The sequence below is a fragment of the Rhizobium sp. AG207R genome, assembly GCF_027109195.1.
Taxonomy (GTDB): domain Bacteria; phylum Pseudomonadota; class Alphaproteobacteria; order Rhizobiales; family Rhizobiaceae; genus Rhizobium; species Rhizobium dioscoreae.
Map to the genome: position 1 here is coordinate 282,182 of NZ_JAEPVT010000010.1, position 16,718 is coordinate 298,899.

General features: G+C 59.0%; 17 protein-coding genes and 1 tRNA gene. 5 read left to right on the forward strand and 13 right to left on the reverse strand.

The genetic code is table 11. The annotated features are described in order from the left end of the window. Window positions 1–271: 271 nt before the first annotated feature. On the reverse strand, window positions 272–1,054 hold the full coding sequence (locus tag JJQ51_RS24160; RefSeq protein ID WP_152096089.1) for an aminoglycoside adenylyltransferase family protein: 783 nt from the start codon (window positions 1,052–1,054) through the stop codon (window positions 272–274). A 594-nt stretch (window positions 1,055–1,648) separates the two neighbouring features. Here JJQ51_RS24160 and JJQ51_RS24165 point away from each other — a divergent pair. After that, window positions 1,649–1,945, forward strand: coding sequence for a hypothetical protein (locus tag JJQ51_RS24165; protein ID WP_152096090.1), 297 nt, complete (start codon window positions 1,649–1,651; stop codon window positions 1,943–1,945). Between the two features lie 65 nt (window positions 1,946–2,010). Here JJQ51_RS24165 and JJQ51_RS24170 read toward each other — a convergent pair. The 8 genes from JJQ51_RS24170 to JJQ51_RS24205 all read right to left on the reverse strand — a co-directional run bounded on the left by JJQ51_RS24170 (window position 2,011) and on the right by JJQ51_RS24205 (window position 9,878). Next, window positions 2,011–2,086 (reverse strand) — tRNA-Lys (locus tag JJQ51_RS24170). A gap of 124 nt (window positions 2,087–2,210) precedes the next feature. Then, window positions 2,211–3,128 carry a PhzF family phenazine biosynthesis protein gene (locus tag JJQ51_RS24175; RefSeq protein ID WP_173004625.1) on the reverse strand — a complete coding sequence of 306 codons (918 nt, stop codon included), beginning with the start codon at window positions 3,126–3,128 and terminating at the stop codon, window positions 2,211–2,213. 67 nt (window positions 3,129–3,195) lie between these two features. Continuing rightward, window positions 3,196–3,933 carry an NUDIX hydrolase gene (locus JJQ51_RS24180; protein ID WP_145632699.1) on the reverse strand — a complete coding sequence of 246 codons (738 nt, stop codon included), beginning with the start codon at window positions 3,931–3,933 and terminating at the stop codon, window positions 3,196–3,198. Continuing rightward, complete coding sequence (locus tag JJQ51_RS24185; RefSeq protein WP_145632696.1) at window positions 3,930–5,045, reverse strand: endonuclease/exonuclease/phosphatase family protein; 1,116 nt, start codon at window positions 5,043–5,045, stop codon at window positions 3,930–3,932. Before JJQ51_RS24185 ends, JJQ51_RS24180 begins: the two co-directional genes overlap by 4 nt. A 48-nt stretch (window positions 5,046–5,093) precedes the next feature. Next, window positions 5,094–6,089: an isopenicillin N synthase family dioxygenase gene (locus JJQ51_RS24190; protein WP_113332990.1), complete on the reverse strand. Its 996-nt coding sequence runs from the start codon at window positions 6,087–6,089 to the stop codon at window positions 5,094–5,096. 77 nt (window positions 6,090–6,166) lie between these two features. After that, window positions 6,167–7,198 carry an ABC transporter ATP-binding protein gene (locus JJQ51_RS24195; protein WP_145632693.1) on the reverse strand — a complete coding sequence of 344 codons (1,032 nt, stop codon included), beginning with the start codon at window positions 7,196–7,198 and terminating at the stop codon, window positions 6,167–6,169. Next, complete coding sequence (locus JJQ51_RS24200) at window positions 7,186–8,880, reverse strand: ABC transporter permease (RefSeq protein ID WP_145632690.1); 1,695 nt, start codon at window positions 8,878–8,880, stop codon at window positions 7,186–7,188. Before JJQ51_RS24200 ends, JJQ51_RS24195 begins: the two co-directional genes overlap by 13 nt. A 17-nt stretch (window positions 8,881–8,897) precedes the next feature. Then, a complete protein-coding gene (locus JJQ51_RS24205; RefSeq protein WP_145632687.1) occupies window positions 8,898–9,878 on the reverse strand; it encodes an ABC transporter substrate-binding protein in 981 nt (326 codons plus the stop codon). A gap of 172 nt (window positions 9,879–10,050) precedes the next feature. On the opposite strand from JJQ51_RS24205, the gene JJQ51_RS24210 reads away from it, so the two are divergent. After that, the gene (locus JJQ51_RS24210; protein WP_145632680.1) at window positions 10,051–11,109 is read left to right on the forward strand and encodes an aldo/keto reductase; all 1,059 of its coding nucleotides are present in this window, start codon (window positions 10,051–10,053) and stop codon (window positions 11,107–11,109) included. Between the two features lie 16 nt (window positions 11,110–11,125). Here the strand turns inward: JJQ51_RS24210 and JJQ51_RS24215 are convergent, their stop codons facing one another. Continuing rightward, window positions 11,126–12,355 (reverse strand): aminotransferase-like domain-containing protein, encoded by a 1,230-nt coding sequence (locus tag JJQ51_RS24215; RefSeq protein ID WP_145632677.1) that lies wholly within the window; start codon window positions 12,353–12,355, stop codon window positions 11,126–11,128. A 219-nt stretch (window positions 12,356–12,574) separates the two neighbouring features. Between JJQ51_RS24215 and JJQ51_RS24220 the strand changes: the two genes are divergently transcribed. From JJQ51_RS24220 to JJQ51_RS24230, 3 genes are read left to right on the forward strand one after another with little or no spacing between them, the layout of a single operon-like run. Next, window positions 12,575–12,784, forward strand: coding sequence for an AbrB/MazE/SpoVT family DNA-binding domain-containing protein (locus JJQ51_RS24220; RefSeq protein WP_145632674.1), 210 nt, complete (start codon window positions 12,575–12,577; stop codon window positions 12,782–12,784). Continuing rightward, a complete protein-coding gene (locus JJQ51_RS24225) occupies window positions 12,784–13,161 on the forward strand; it encodes a type II toxin-antitoxin system VapC family toxin (RefSeq protein WP_145632671.1) in 378 nt (125 codons plus the stop codon). Before JJQ51_RS24220 ends, JJQ51_RS24225 begins: the two co-directional genes overlap by 1 nt. Window positions 13,162–13,217: 56 nt before the next feature. Beyond that, complete coding sequence (locus JJQ51_RS24230) at window positions 13,218–13,805, forward strand: class I SAM-dependent methyltransferase (RefSeq protein ID WP_145632668.1); 588 nt, start codon at window positions 13,218–13,220, stop codon at window positions 13,803–13,805. A gap of 49 nt (window positions 13,806–13,854) precedes the next feature. Here JJQ51_RS24230 and ilvC read toward each other — a convergent pair whose 3' ends face one another. From ilvC to JJQ51_RS24245, 3 genes are all read right to left on the reverse strand, one after another. Then, complete coding sequence (gene ilvC / locus JJQ51_RS24235; protein WP_069612460.1) at window positions 13,855–14,874, reverse strand: ketol-acid reductoisomerase; 1,020 nt, start codon at window positions 14,872–14,874, stop codon at window positions 13,855–13,857. A gap of 42 nt (window positions 14,875–14,916) precedes the next feature. Then, the gene (locus JJQ51_RS24240) at window positions 14,917–15,567 is read right to left on the reverse strand and encodes a TetR/AcrR family transcriptional regulator C-terminal domain-containing protein (protein ID WP_069612824.1); all 651 of its coding nucleotides are present in this window, start codon (window positions 15,565–15,567) and stop codon (window positions 14,917–14,919) included. 199 nt (window positions 15,568–15,766) lie between these two features. Beyond that, a complete protein-coding gene (locus tag JJQ51_RS24245; protein ID WP_145632666.1) occupies window positions 15,767–16,678 on the reverse strand; it encodes an AraC family transcriptional regulator in 912 nt (303 codons plus the stop codon). Window positions 16,679–16,718 lie beyond the last annotated feature (40 nt).

The window sequence follows — 16,718 nt, forward strand, 5'->3', positions numbered from 1 at the left end:
TGGTTGTTCTGGTTCGTGTTCTCTGTGGGAGGAGAAACATTATGGAACTACTTCGTCTGCTCACCGCATTCGACTATACGTTGATGCTCATTCTGGCCGCGATCTTTGTGTTCAGCGTCATGGAAGGCGTGCATAAGAAGCACTGACCGGATATGGTCGAAAGCGATGGCCGTAGCCGTCAGGCGGACATGTCTGACGTGGCTTAAAGCGCGCAGCTGAACCAGCTGGCAAAGCCATCAATCCGACGTGGTCGGCTCATATGGGCAGCCGCCTATAGCAGCGACAGGATCTGCCGATGCAGACAGGTCGCCGCGTGGCGAGCCTCTCCCCGTCGAAACCTCCAATCATCCTGTATTTCCCCCAAATAGGCATCGCGAGCGAGCTGCATGGTCGTTCGGGCTACGTGTTCGGACAAGAGCGGCATGACCCATTCAGCGGCGATGTCCTTGCTGACGAATTCCCCAGTCGCCGCTGTTCTCCACATACGGGCCAGTGTCAGCAGAACATTCCGCTCGTCTCCATATAGATTGGCAAGCAAGGCCGGCAGCGCCTCCCGTATAGCGCGCCCTATGTCTCCAGGCGGAATTTCAACAAGAAGATCATCAAGGGCCGGGCCAAATAGCGTTAGGGCCTGCTGCCGCGCCTGAGCCAGGACGAGCGTGACCTCCGGATCACAAAGAGGCTCAGGGATTCCGCCGGCCTCGAAGTCGTCGCGCAACCATTCGCCATAGACAAACTCACTACATGCCGGAAAAGGTGGTGCGGAAAGATGATCCTTCAGAAACACCATGAGCTCGATGCAGCGTGAAGCACCGGGCCGGACTGGGTGACGACCCGAAGTCGCCAGTAGACGAGCAAGCAGGCGTTTGCGCATGGAATCGGTCATCGGGAGATCGATGATTGCCAAAACATCCACATCGCTTTGCGGACGCAGTCCTCCCGCGACCGCTGATCCGTGCAGATAGACGGCTTGAAGGTGATCGCCGAAAACTTCCTTGGCAATTGCCAAAGCCGCTCGGGCTTCTGCCGGAATTTCCGATGTTGCAGTCCGCATGCAATCTCCGATCGCGATCATCCGGATATAGCGATCGAAGAGCCGCTTTTGCACCCCCAACCCAAGCTCTTCATCTTCGTAATCGTCAAACCAAAGTGCATGGATCTAACAAGACATCCCAAAAGAGCCGGATCAAAGTCCGTTTGCTTTGAGAGTGAGATTTCTTGATTATACTTGCAAAAATCAAGGCAAATATGCAGCGCTGGATTGTATAATCCGACACGTCTATTCATCGATCTAAGAAAAATGTTCCGCAAGCTTCGCGCAAACAATTCCTGGGATATTTCTCGACGTCGATAAGACATGAAGCAGAGAGGATATACTTATGAGTTACGATTGGGAGGGCGTAAAGACACGCCGCGTGAGAAGGTTGAAATATGGGCTGTCCCTATTTCTCTTCACGATGTCGCTAACCGCGCCAGCGGCATTTCTGTTGCATCTGCGCTGAACCGGGCCTTCTCTTCCGGCAGCGGATCATCAATTCCATTCCCGTTTAACAGACTTCAGCATCCAGACATCAATTCATGGCGGACGGGAACCTAAGCAAGCCTCCGTTCGTTCCTAAGGGCACTTCCCCCTATCAAGGAGAACATCATGGCCGACGTCTCGCTGGACAAGGATATCAACGCTCAGATCAACGAGCTCCGCAGCCAGATCGATAAGCTCTCCACCGAATTGGCAAGGCGCATCGACAGCGCCTCGGATCGCGCCGACGAGGCTCTTTCTTCGACAAGGGGAAAAGTTGCAAGCATCGCGGACCATGCCCGCTCCGAGGGCCGGAACGTGGTGCAGGCCGCAAGGGAAAATCCGACAGCCACGGGCTCGGTCCTGATCGTGACGGCGTTACTCGGTCTATTTACCGGCCTTCTGCTGGGCAGGCTATCCGATTGACCGACGGCCTCAACAGCCGAAAACCCTAACGCGTTGCAAATTGCCTAACGATTTCAAGGAGTTTTTGGTGGGTGATGTAGGGCTCGAACCTACGACCCGCTGATTAAGAGTCAGCTGCTCTACCAACTGAGCTAATCACCCGTACCGCTTGCTGGCGGCGTGACCGGGCATATAAATAGGATCAGTTTGATTGTCCAGCGGCCAGACGAATTTTCTTTGTTTTTTTGTCAAAAAAATTTCAGAGGTCGCCGAAAACTCAATGAAATCAAAGCTCAAGAATTCCTGATGCAACACGCACCGCCTGGCCGCCGATACGTGCATTGGCGATCAGGCCGCCATCGATGTCGAGGTGAAGATGAATCAGCGACGGCCGGCCCATCTCGATGCCCTGCTCTATGATGACCGGATGATGTCCATCCGGCAGGGCGTCGAATTGATTGATCGCACCGGATAGCGCCGCCACCGCAGCACCCGTCGCAGGGTCCTCGACGATACCCATTCCCACGGGGAACATGCGCGCATGGAATTTGGCAACGTGATTGACGCCGCCGCGACAATAGATGAAAGCCGAGGCAAGCGCGCCGTCGACGAACGGCACCGTCTTTTCCCAGAGCTGCTGATCGAATTCCAGCCTTTCCGCCGCGCCGACGTCGTGAACCGGCACCAGAAGAAACGGTACTCCGGCACTCCAGATCGAGGGCACATGATTCTCGAAGCCGATTTCGGTGATCTTCAGGCTGAGTGCATTGGCGATATCGGCCCTGTCGAGCGGCAGCAGGATCTCCTGCGACTTTTTCGGCAGGTCGAACTCTGCAAAGCTCGCCTTGTTCTGTCGCAGCTTGATGGCGCAGCGCACCGGCCCGACGCGCTCGTCGAGAACGGAAACGAGATCGAGATCTCCGCCATGATTGGCATGGGCCTTCTCCGCCAAGGCGATCGCCGTGCCGACGGTCGGATGCCCGGCAAAAGGCAGTTCGCGACCAGGCGTGAATATCCGCAGATTTGCCGTATGGGCGGGATTTTGCGGCGGTAGCACGAATACGGTCTCTGAAAGGTTCATTTCCCTGGCGATCGCCTGCATCGCCTCGTCGCTCAACCCTTCGGCATCGAAGATGATCGCGAGTGGATTGCCCGCCAGTTTGCTGTCGGTGAACACATCATAGACACTGTAGCTGCGCGCCAATCCGGCCTCCATCATGCTTCCAGACTTGAATATTCATAACTGCAAGCGACTCCAGTGCAAGCCCAAGCTATTTGTCGCTGCCGAAGAACCAGGCGAGAATAGGAAGCATCGCAATATTGTAGGGATGCGCCGTTGGGTCGGCCGATCGAATAGCGACCACGCCATCGACCTCGTCCTCTTCGGAAACGAGCATATGCGCCTCGATCCGCCGAAGCATGTCCTCGGCCGTCCATGGAAAACGGAAGACTCGAAGAAGCGTGATCGAACGCCTTATATGCATTGCGTGATATCCGGATACCGGCGCGGCATCATTTAGATCGAGACCAGTCTCCTCCAACACCTCGCGCCGCATATTGCCTTCGACATCGGCACGCCCGTCGACGATATCGTTCTCATCCATCGATCCGGAGGCACAATAGACCTGACCGGGATTTGCGGTATGGGCGGCCATGCGTATCGCGATGATCGCTCCATCCGACGATACGATGACGGGAAAGGCAAAAAGGTGAAACGCTCCCGGCTGCCGCTGCTTTCGCCAAAAGAGAAATGTCGAGAAGGGTGCTACATAGGCCTCCCCCTTCACTGCACCGCCTGTAAGCGACAGCCTGTGCTGCAAGATCATGCGACCGTCATAGAGTGATGGATTGGCGGCAATTTCCCTTGCCCAATTTTCCCGCGCCGCCTCTTGCGCGTGCATGTGAAACGGATGTTCGCCGCGAAACACCGTAAGGTCGATGCTGGAGACGGGGAACACGGTGCTTTCCGGCGGCCAGCCGGCCATGTCCTTCTGTTCTGAGAGGGTCATATCAAATCCAATGTCATGACGACGGGGCAATGGTCGGAGGCCTTCGGCCTGTCCCAGCCGACGCGCGGATAGCGCTCCACCTCCTGCCCCGGTGGAAAAATCGTACGGAAAGGCTGGCCCGAACGGATGATATCGGGCATGCGCGTCGCATTGGCCCGCGCCAGAGCCGGAGAGAGCCAGATATAATCGAGCTGGCAAAGGCGCTGCTCCTGTGGTCCGCGGGCGTGGTAAAGCGTCCAGCGGTCAAGTTCGTCGCGCCGCTGCATGACGTTTTCGGCGAAACCATCATGGCTGAAGACATCGAGTGCGCTCCCCTTCTCCTCGCCGCGCGGTTCGAAGCGATAGCCGGTGCGGCGCGTGCCGATGACATCAACCCATTCCTGATAGTCGTTCATATCGCCGCAGATGGCGAAATTCTTCGTCGCCGTGTTGCCGACCCCGAAACGATCTTCGATGATGCGGCGAACCGCCATGGTCTCCGCCCGGCGGATCGGCATGGTCGCATGACGTCCATCCAGGCCTTCACGCGCCGGTCCCATCGATTTCAAATGGATGACGTAGAGCGAGAACGGTACGCCACCGATATGGAGATGCAGCTCCAGGCAATCGCGCTTGAAGATCTTGTCCTCCGAATGAAGGCCGAGCTCCGCAAGCTCGTCGTTGAAAAGGCCGAAATTGCCATAGGTCACCATGGCGTGACTCTTGATATCATTCAGGACGATCGGCTGGCCGTCGCGCGTCTCCTCGCGCATCATGACGGCAACATCGATGCCGCGACTGTCGTTGCCTTCGATCAGGAATTTCTGACGATAGCCGTTGCCGACCATGCGGTAGAGATAACCATATTCGAAAGCCTGCAGCGCCGCCATGTTGTCGACCTCCTGCAGGCAGATGATGTCGGCATCAGCATCCGCGATCGCAAGCGCCGTCATCTGCCTTGTGTCATCGGTGGCGGCAACCACCCGGGCTGCCTCCAGCTGCTGATAGACCTCTTCATTGCGAACATCGAAGAGCTGCAACACGCGATCCTGGCGCAACTGATTGCGAAAACCAGTGTAGTCAAAACGGGTCAGAAGGTTTTCGACATTGAAGGTCGCAAGGCGCAGGGACATGAAGCATTCCGATTTAAGAAGAATATGAGCCGGCTTATTATACTCACATCATCCAGCTTTGGCTGTTACAGTCGATTTGAACTTACCCATCAGATACGGTCCGGACAGAACAGGCGCATATTTCGGCTCCTCGCCTTCCTTGAGGCATGACGGCAGGCAGGCGATCTCGGCAAACCAGTTCGGCTGATGAAAGAAGGCAAGGGATTGCCGCCGCTGCATGCCGCCCTCCTCCGGCGGCGGATTGACGACGCGATGCACGGTCGAGACCCAGCGATCGTTGGTCCAGAGCGCCATCAGGTCGCCGATGTTGATGACGAAAGCACCCTCCACCGGCGGCACCGGCGTCCAGTTGCCATCAGGAGCGATGATCTCGAGCCCTTTCGAGCCGGGTTGCGGCAGGAGGATCGTCAGGCTGCCGTAATCGGTATGCGCGCCGGCGCGAAGCTGGCCCGGCTGCGGTGGCACATGCTGCTCGGGATAATTCAGCGCCCTTAGCGCACTGATCGGCGCATCGACGTGAGGATCGAAGAAGTGCTCATCGAGGCCGAGCGCCGTCGCGAACACGCGCATGATGCGCGCCGCCAGATCCTCCATCGCCCGATAATAAGCCTTCCAAGCCTCCACGAACCCTTCTGGCGCCTCCGGCCAGATGGTGGCGGCATAGCAGAAGCCGAGCGCTTCCGGATCGCTCATGCCTGCGGGAATGGAAAGCGGGCCGCCATTGAAGCTTTCCTTCAGATCCGGCGGCGTGTCGACATTACGCGATTTTGCCAGCGCCTCCGTTCCCGGCCCGAGATAGCCGTAGGGATAACCGGGATAGAGCGTTTTCGCCCTCTGCTTCACCTCGGGTGGCAGATCGAAGAAGGTCTGCGTTTTCTTCCAAACCTCGGTGATGACACCATCCGCAACGCCGTGGTTGGCAATTGCCAGAAAGCCGGTCGAGCGGCATATCCGATCCACCTCCGCGCCGAGCCGCTTTTTCTCGTCGTGACCGGCTTTTTCGAAAGCGCCGAGGTCGAAAATCGGAAAGCTATGATCGGACATGCGCGACTCCCCTTCGTGACGTGGAGCAAATCAAGCATAGGAGGCGACAGGGAACAACCATCTTGTCCCTTGCCCGATCAAAGCCGCCAGGCCGAGCGGATGGCGACCCGGTAGTCGTCGCCAGCGATGACGGCATCGCGGCTATAGGCACGCAGTACCTGTCCATCCGGCATAGACAATCTCAGCGCATAGCGCTCGCCCTCATAGAGAACGGAATCGACGCGGCATGAAATGCCCTCCCCGTCGACAACCACGTCTTCAGGCCGCACGAGAATATCCGCGCTGGCCGAGCCGCCTATCCGATTTTCCCACAGGCCTAGGAAGGACGGCCAGTCGATGCGGCGCGGACCGCCATCGGGAAAAGCAAGCGACAGGATGGCGCCCTGCCCGACCAAGCCGCCGACCAGTTTCCCTTCAGGGCGAGCATAGATCTCCGCCGGCGGCGCCACCTGCAGGAGCCGCCCTTCGGACATGACGGCGACATCGGTCGCAAGCGCCATCGCTTCGCTCTGGTCGTGCGTGACATAAACCATGGTGGCACCTGAGCGCTGGTGAAACTCGCGAAACGTCTCCTCCATCTCCTTCTTTAGATGGCGATCGAGATTGGCAAGAGGCTCGTCGAGCAGCACGACATCGGGCGATGTCACTAGGCAGCGAGCAAGCGCCACGCGCTGCCTCTGACCACCGGAGAGATCGGCTGGCCGGCGCTCGGCATAATCGTCAAGCCGCACGGTCGCCAAGGCCTCGCGCACCTTCTCTCGGTAACGCTCGCCGGAAATGCCGCGCACCTTCAGCGGATAACCGACATTGTCTGATACGTTCATATGCGGCCAGAGCGCATAGGATTGAAACACCATCGCCATGTTGCGCCGCTCCGGCGGCAACATATTTGCAGCATCCGCCAGCAGCCGCTCTCCGAGATGAATGGAGCCATCCGTTGGCTGTTCGAAACCGGCGATCATTCTGAGTACGGTCGTCTTGCCGCAGCCCGAGGGGCCAAGCAGCGCCAGGAAGCCGCCTTCACGCACATCGAGCGACAAGGCGTTGACGGCAGAGCGCCCGCCCGTGCCGAAATCCTTGCTGACATGATTGAGGATCAGCTTCGCCAAGGCACCACTCCCTTCGGCAGGCGCTTGGCCATGATTTCCAGAAGCACCATCATGATGACGACCATGGCGATGACGATAACCGACATGGCCGAGGCAAGGTCGGCACTGCCGCCATCGTCGAGATTGTAAATGACGACGCCGAGCGTCTGTGTGCCGGCGGACCACAAGAGCGCCGAAACAGTGAGTTCGTTGCAGGCGATAAGGAAGACCAGGATCACCGACGCGCCCGCCGCCGGCGCAATCAGTGGCACGATGATATCCATAAGTCGGCGGAAGAAGCCAGCCCCGGAAAGACGCGCCGCCTCCTCCAATGCCGGATCGAGTTGCAGGAAGGCACTCATGACCGGCTTCAGGCTAACGGCGAAATAGGCGGAGAAATAGGCAAGCAGAATGATCCAGATCGTGCCGTACAGCGTGACATCGAGGACCGGCAAAGGGGCGGCAAACACCAGGATGAAGCAGACCGCGATGATGATGCCGGGAAGCGCATAGGGGATCTCGATCATGCCGCCAACGATGCGGCTGAGCGCATCCTTGCGCCGCGTCAGCGCATAGGCCGCGAGCACTGTCACCAGCAGGAGACCAAAAGCTGTCATGCCAGCTAGAAACAGCGAATTGGAAAAGGCTGTGCGCGTTATGCTCTGCCGAAACAGTATTTCGGTGAAGGCGTTCAGCGATGCCGTCTTGAAGGTCAAAGGCACGCCATAGGCCGGCACCAGCGCGCCGGCAACCAGCGCCAGGAAGGGCGCGACAAGCATGACGAACAGGACGGCGTAAAGCACCGGTAGCGCCAGAAAGCGCCAGCGACCGAGCGAAAAGGTGGCCGTCGCGCCGGAAATGCCGATGACGCGATAGTCACGGCCCTTCAAGGCCCTGCCCTGTACCGCAAGGCCGGCAACGGCGATGACCGCGATCATCGTCGACAGCACCGCGATATCGCCGAATGTACGCGGCCCGAAATTGGAAAACTTGGTGAAGATCAGCGTCGACAGAGTGTAGATCGACGCGGGAATGCCGAGGATCGCGGGAATGCCGAAATTGCCGATAGACGAGACGAAGGCGATCGCGGCGCCTGCAATGACACCGGGCAGAGACAAGGGCAGGATTATATCACGAAAGACACGCAGGCCGGACGCGCCAGAAAGCCTCGCGGCCTCGACACCATCACGCGGCAGCGCCATCAGGCCAGCGCGCAACGCGAGATAGACGAGCGGCGCATGCTGGACGCCGTAGAGAAGCGCAATACCGCCAACGGAATAGAGCGGCTGCGGCGAGCCGAGCGGCGGCGCGATATGCAGCGCTTTCAGCAAGGGACTCGACGGTCCTGACATCTGTACCCAGGCGAGCGCCGTCACCTGCGGCGGGATCATCATCGGCAGCACGAAGAGGAAACCGAGCAATCTCCTGCCTGACAAATCTGTCAATGTCAGCAGGAATGCGAAGAGGCAGCCGAGCAAGACGGAAACGACGGTGCCGAGCACAGCTGTTTCTATCGTGTACCAGGCCGAGCGCCAGAGCGAGGGATCGGTGACGAGTTCATAGGTGTCGCCTTTGAGCAGCGCCTCGATGCCGACGAACGCCAGCCGCGCCAGCGGCAGGACGCTGAGCAAAAGCACGACGGCAACAACAAAAGGAAACAGCCAGGCCGGCTGGCTGTTTCCTCGACGCACATATGAGTACATTCCAGATCCGGGCCGGATTACTTCGACTTGAAGTAGGTGGAGAAGGTCTTCAGGTCCTGATCCGTGTTCTTGAGAGCATCGGCTGCATTCAACGGCAAAACCTTGATGCTGTCACGTGCCGGAAAACCTTCCGGCAGCGGCGTGCCATTGCGGGCCGGAATATACCCAAGCTTCAAGAAGCCTTCCTGGCCTTTTTCGGAGAGGACGTAATCGACAAACTTCTTGGCCGCATCGGCGTGCTGCGTGCTGGCAAGAATGCCGACCGGCTCGGTGACGGCCGAAACGCCTTCCTTCGGGAAAACGAACTCCAGCGGAGCGCCCTTGGCCTTTTCACGGATCGGCATGTAGTCGACAATCATGCCATAGGCCTTCTCGCCAGAAGCAACCGACTTGAGCACGGCACCATTGCCGCCCGAGGCGATCGCACCGTTGTCGGCCAGGTTCTTGTAGTAATCCCAACCGAGGCTGCTGACGCCGGCAAGCGTCTGTGCGTGGATGAGAGCGGCGCCCGAGGCAAGCGGGCTCGGCATGGCGACCAAGCCTTTTGCTTCGGGCTTCACCAGATCCTGCCAGCTTGCCGGCTTCATTGCGGCCGCCGTGTTGTAGACGATGCCGGTCGTGATCAGCTTGGTGGAGTAGTAATAACCATCGGCGTCATAGAGCGAGGCATCGTAGTTCTTGGCTTCCGGTGACTTGTAGGCGAGCAGTTTGCCGGCTTCCTTCAGGCGCTCCAGGGTCACCGTATCGGCGATCAGCAGGACATCGGCAACCGGAGCGCCGGCCTGCATTTCGGCCTGCAGTTTGGCGATGATCTGCGGCGTGCCGTCGCGTACCCAATCGACCTTGATGCCGGGATTGGCGGCCATGAAGCCATCAACCGTCGTCTGCGCATCGGCATTCGGCTGGCTGGTATAGAGGACGAGATCGGCGGCATTGGCGCTGCCGGAGAAAAGGGCAATGGCCAACAGGCCGGCAAAGGCGGAAACAAAGGTCTTCATGAAAACGTCCTCAACTAGGTTCTAGGAGGTTGTCTAGACGCAGGGCTTAACATGATTGTGACAGTTGAATTTGAATAGATTGCCGTTCGTATGATGATTGAATCTTGACCGCGGCACTCCGGCGCTATTTGCTGAGGCACGTATTTCAGACGGGATCGAGGAGGATAGATCTATGGAATATCGCCTGCTTGGCCGCTCCGGCCTTAAAGTTTCCACCATCACCATGGGCACCATGACGTTCGGTGGAGTCGGCTGGGCAAAAACCGTTGGCGATCTTGGCGTCAAGGAAGCAAAGAAGCTCGTCGACATGTGTGTGGATGCCGGCGTCAATCTGCTCGATACGGCCGACGTCTACTCGCAAGGCGCATCGGAAGAAATTCTCGGCGAGATCATCGGCGGCCCGCGCAAAAACGGCGTGCTCATCGCCACCAAGGCGCGCTTCCCAATGGGGCCGGGCGTCAACGATGTCGGCTCATCCCGCCAGCATCTTATCCAGGCTTGCGAGGCAAGCCTGAGGCGCATGAAGACCGATGTGATCGATCTCTACCAGCTGCATGAGTGGGACGGACAGACGCCGCTGGAAGAGACGATGGAGGCGCTCGACACTCTGGTTCGCCAGGGGAAGGTCCGCTACATCGGCTGCTCGAACTTTTCCGGCTGGCACATCATGAAGGCACTCGGCGTCAGCGAGCGCAACAAGCGCGAACGCTTCGTCAGCCAGCAGATCCATTACACGCTCGAAGCACGCGACGCGGAAAACGAGCTGGTGCCCATCAGTATCGACCAGGGTCTCGGCATTCTCGTCTGGAGCCCGATTGCCGGCGGCCTACTCTCAGGCAAGCATCGCCGCAATCAGGCGACGCCCGAGGGTACGCGCCAGTTCGCCGGCTGGACGGAACCACCGATCCGCGATGAAAACCGCCTGTGGAATATCGTTGATACGCTTGTCGAGATCGCCGACAGTCGCGGCGTGTCGGCGGCCCAGGTGGCGCTTGCCTGGCTCATCGGTCGCAAGGGCGTGACCTCGGTCATCATCGGCGGCCGCACCAAGGCGCAGTTCAAGGATAATCTTGCCAGCGCCGAGCTGAAGCTGACGGACGAGGAGCGCAAGCGGCTCGACGACGTCAGCCTGCAGCCGCTGATGTATCCCTATTGGCACCAGCGCAATACCGCCAGCGATCGGCTGAGCGAGGCCGATCTGGCTCTGATCGGCCCGCATCTGGCCAAGTAAAAAACTGCAATGGCGGCTAGGCCGCCATCGCTCCGATCTCACCGGCAATCAGCTTACCGAGCCGCGAGATGCCCTCTTCGATCATCTCGTCATTGGCGCAGGAGAAGCTGACGCGGAAGGTATTCGCGCCGCTACCGTCGGCAAAGAAGGCCTGACCGGGCACGAAGGCGACCTTCGCCGTTTCGAGAGACCGTGCAAGCAGCTTGGCGCCGTCCATACCCTTCGGCAGGGTGATCCAGACGAACATGCCGCCTTGCGGCTTCGTCCAGCTCGTACCATCAGGCATGTATTTCGCAAGCGCGGCCAACATGCAGTCGCGGCGATGGCTATAGGCCTTGCGAATCTTGGCGACCTGCGCTTCGAACCCACGCTCGGCGACCTGGTGGATGGCGATCTGGTTGATGGTCGATGAATGAAGGTCTGCCGCCTGCTTCATCAGCACCAGCTTGCGGATGACGGGCGCGTTGGCGACGATGAAGCCGACGCGAAGGCCCGGCGCCAGCGTCTTCGAGAAGCTGCCGCAATAGATCGTGCGCGTGTCGTTGATGCTGCCCTTGCGCGCGATTTCCAGGGCCAGGATGGGCGCAACCGGCTCGCCGTCATAGCGCAGCGACTGATACGCAGCGTCTTCGATGACGGCGATATCGAGCTCTTCGGCAAGGCCGAGCAGCTTCTCGCGACCGGAGAGATCGACCGTCTCACCCGTCGGGTTGGCAAAATCGGCCGAGAGATAGGCAAATTTCACCCTGCCGCCGGCCTGTGAAGCCGCGGCGCGATAGGAATCCGGCGTGCGATTGCCATTCGGCGTCAGCTGGTCGTAGGTCGGCTCATAGGCATTGAAGGCCTGCAGCGCGCCGAGATAGGTCGGCGCTGTCACCAGCGCCGTATCCTTCGGCGACAGGAAGAGCTTGCCGAGATAATCGAGACCCTGCTGCGAGCCGGAAACGATGAAGACGTTTTCGAGCTCGCAGGGAATACCGAGTGCGCCCATCTGGCCGACAAGCCATTCGCGCAGCGGTTTGTAGCCCTCGCTGACCGAATACTGCAGCGCTGCATTGACAGTCGAGCCGGAAAAGATATCGGCATAGGCCTGCTTGAATTCGGCGTCCGGAAACAAGGCCGGATCGGGAATGCCGCCTGCGAAAGAGATGATATCCGGCCGCTCCAAGAGTTTCAGCAGCTCGCGGATTTCGGAGGCACGCATACGGCTCGAACGCGTCGCAAATATATTTTCCCAATTCAACATGGGGCTTCCTCGCAATTTTTGGTCTTTCTGACACAAGATCACGCAACAAAAGATAAGTCAATAATGCTGACCTATTTTGTTTGTGACGGTGACAAACAACTCTCGAAACGATCGCAGCCTTGCCGGTCATCGATGCTAGATCGCGTCTGAAATGACCTACACATTTCTCTCTCTAGGTGCTATTCTTACGCTCAATCCATCGATCGGAAAAACGTAAGAATGGCCACAGCAACCCTCTCCACGAAATTTCAGATATCGATCCCGAAAGAAGTTCGCGACCAGCAGCACTGGACTGCGGGTCAGGAGTTCATCTTCATTCCCAAGGGCAAGGGCGTGCTGCTTATCCCCGTACCCGAACTTGCCGACCTTAAGGGCATGGCGAAGGGTGCCAACCCCGGCAATTACCGCGACCGGAAAGACCGGTTCTAATGCGCGTCGTTGATAGCTCGGCGTGGATCGAATGGCTAACCCAAGGTCCGGCTGCAGATCGGCTCCAGGGCGAAATACCTGCGCGAACCGAATGCATCGTCCCCACCATCGTCCAGCTCGAACTCGCCAAATGGCTGGAGCGCGAGCGCGGCGAGGACGCAGTCGATTCCTTTTTCGCCTATACCGCCACCTGCATCATAGCTCCCCTCGATACCGCCCTCGCCCGTCGCGCTGCCGAAGTCTCGGCGAAACACAAACTCGCACTCGCCGACGCAATCATCTACGCCACGGCCGAACTGCACGACGCCGACATTCTGACGCTGGACGCCCATTTCAAGGACCTGGATCGCGTGGTCTATTTTGGCAAAGCACAATAGATATTTGTCCTTTTCCGCTTAAACGCGATACATCTCGAAAAAGGCACCAACCAGGCATGAGCACCGATCCGACATCGTCCTTCTATACCGACAACGCCGCCGTCTACGCGGCGCGTGAACGCAGGCTGCCGCGCCAGAGGCTGGATGCCTTTCTGGCCGCCCTGCCGACGGGCGCAGCCATTCTCGAACTGGGTTGCGGCGCTGGTCAGGATGCCGCCTATATGCTCTCGCGCGGCTTCGACGTTACGCCCACGGACGGTTCAGCAGAGCTTGCCAGGGAAGCGGAAAAGCGTCTTGGCAAGCCCGTTCGAGTCATGCGTTTCGAAGACTTGGATGCCACCGAAATCTTCGACGGCATATGGGCGGAGGCCAGCCTCCTGCATGTTCCGCGATCTGCCCTGCCGGATATCTTCGATCGCATTTTGTGTGCCTTGAAATCGGGCGGCATCTTCCACGCCAGCTTCAAGGCAGGAGAAGCGGATGGGCATGACAAGTTCGGACGCTATTACAACTATCCTTCCCCCGGATGGCTTGAGGCTATGTTGAGCGCCGGAGGATGGAAGAACATCATCATGACCGAAGCCGACGGAGGCGGTTTCGACGGCGAGCCGACAAGATGGCTTTACGTCGCGGCCCATAAATAGAAAGGCCGGAGCTTACGCCCCGGCCTCCTATGCGGCTCTCGCCGAAAGCTTAGTTGACGCTCTTGTCGACCAGCTTGTTCTTGCCGATCCAGGGCATCATGCCGCGCAGCTTGGCGCCGACTTCTTCGATCTGGTGGCTGTCGTTGTTGCGGCGGATACCCTTGAAGCGGGCAGCGCCCGAACGGTATTCCTGCATCCACTCGGAGGTGAACTTGCCGGTCTGAATGTCCTTGAGGACGCGCTTCATCTCAGCCTTGGTTTCTTCGGTGATGATGCGCGGACCGGTGACGTATTCGCCCCACTCGGCCGTGTTCGAGATCGAATAGTTCATGTTGGCGATGCCGCCTTCATAGATCAGGTCGACGATCAGCTTCACTTCGTGCAGGCACTCGAAATAGGCCATTTCCGGAGCGTAACCGGCCTCAACAAGCGTTTCAAAGCCGGCGCGGATGAGCTCGACGAGACCGCCGCAGAGAACGACCTGTTCGCCGAAGAGGTCGGTTTCGCACTCTTCGCGGAAGTTGGTTTCGATGATGCCCGAACGGCCGCCACCGACGCCGCAGGCGTAGGAGAGAGCGAGTTCAAGGGCGTTGCCGGAAGCGTTCTGGTGAACGGCAACGAGGCAGGGAACGCCGCCGCCCTTCTGGTATTCGCCGCGAACCGTGTGGCCCGGGCCCTTCGGAGCGATCATGACGACGTCGACCGAAGCCTTCGGCTCGATGAGGCCGAAGTGAACGTTGAGACCGTGGGCGAAAGCGATCGCAGCGCCGTCACGGATGTTCGGAGCGATTTCGGACTTGTAGATGTCGGCCTGCAGCTCGTCCGGGGTCGCCATCATCATCAGGTCGGCCCAGGCGGCAGCTTCGGCAACGGTCATGACCTTGAAGCCGTCGGCTTCGGCCTTCTTGACGGTCGGGGAACCGGCCTTGAGCGCGATCACAACGTTCTGTGCGCCGCTGTCCTTCAGGTTCAGCGCGTGCGCGCGGCCCTGAGAACCGTAGCCGATGACGGCGACCTTCTTCGACTTGATGAGGTTGAGATCGGCATCACGATCGTAATAGACGCGCATTGTTTGTCCTTCCCTTTGCTTGTCTGGGTAAACTTCTAAGTCTCAGACGGTCGCTGCCGCTTCCGCCAATACCTTTTCCGTGCCGTAAAGCCGGAGGAAAGCGGTGACCGCTTTCTCAGCCTGACGGCTCGTATCCTTCAAACCGGGCTCACCGAGCAGCATGCGCACATGCAAATCGGAGACGATGAGCCCATAAAGCGTATGATATGCCTCGTCTGCATCGGTAAAGCGTAGCAGCCCTGCCCGCTTGCCGGCATCGATGAGACCGATGGCGCGGCGGTCGATCTGCCGGCGTCCGCGCTCCAGGAGCAGCTTGCCGAGCTTCGAGCCATCGCGGTTCGACTGGCCGATCGCCAGACGGTTCAACGCAAGTGAAACGTCCCCGGCCAGAACCTCGAGCAGATCGCGGGCGAAAATGACGAGATGGTCATGCAGGCTTGCCGTATTCAGCCGTTCGCCATTGCGCTCGAAGGTGCGAACCTTGCTGGCCTGGTAGGTGATCATCGCAGACAGCAGGCCGTCGCGGTCACCAAACCACTTATACAAACTTTCCTTGGAGCAATTGGCGGCGCGCGCGACACCCGAGGTCGTCAGCGCCTTCTCGCCGCCGTCGACGAGCAGACGCAGCGCCTGTTCCAGAACCGCGTTCTGGCGCGGCGAAAACTCGCTCGACTGTCCTACTTCGCTCAGCACGATGGCCACTCCCAAATGCGTACCGTACGGTACGGTTCGTGGCGCTTTATGCAGGACACCGATGCAATCGTCAAGCGGAATTCGTTGCTGCACTGCGTTAAAAAGAGAGTGCTTGTCAGGTTGCTAAACGGTAGCGGTTGCCACGAGCCGGCCAGTCGATCAAGAGAACTTGACGCAAATGATTGGTCGGAAACATCACCTACTCGGCCGCGACAACGCTATTGCGCATGGCCTCGACATCCTTCAGCGGCGGCAGGCCGTAAAGGCGGCTATATTCCCGGCTGAACTGCGAGGGACTCTGATAGCCGACGCGGTGGCCGGCCGATCCGACGTCGAGCTGTTCGACGATCATCAGCCGCCGCGCCTCATGCAGCCGAAGCTGCTTTTGATACTGCATCGGCGAGAGGGCCGTAACGGTCTTGAAATGGTGATGCAGCGAGGAAACGCTCATGCCGACACGCTCGGCGAGCTCTTCGATGCGCAACGGCTGTGTATAGTTGTTGCGGAGCCACGCGACGGCACGCGCCACTCGGTTGGTCTGGCTTTCTGCCATGGCTATCTGCAGCAAACGAGGTCCGTTCGGGCCGATCAGCAGGCGATAGAGGATTTCCTGCTCGATCAAAGGCGCCATGGCCGGAATATCTTCGGGCCGATCAAGCAATCGAAGCAGGCGCAGCGAGGCATCGAGCAGTTCCGGCGAGGCGGCATTGACCGCAATTCCGCGCACAGGCTCGGCAGTCAGTGCCTGACGCGGAATGCTGACGCGCGACAGCAGCTCCTTCAAGCGTTCGCTGTCGAGCGCCATGCCGAAGCAAAGATAAGGCGTATCGCTGCCGACATTGGTGACCTGCGTCGATACAGGCAGGTCGAGCGCAGTCAAAATATACTCGCCGACTCCGTAACTGTAGGTCTCGGCGCCGATTGTCAGATGCTTGCGTCCCTGGACCACGATTGCAAAACAGGGCCGGTAAGCCCCATGCTGCCACACGGTCGCGGCCGACTGCCGATAGAGATTAAGACTGCCTATCGGCGTGCGGTGTTCGCCGTCCCCCGGAGCGAAACGTGCAACGATCGATGCGAGTTCCTGATTGGGATTGAAAGGCAATGTCATGCGCAACCAACTGTTTTCGAGCAGATATCGATACCTATCT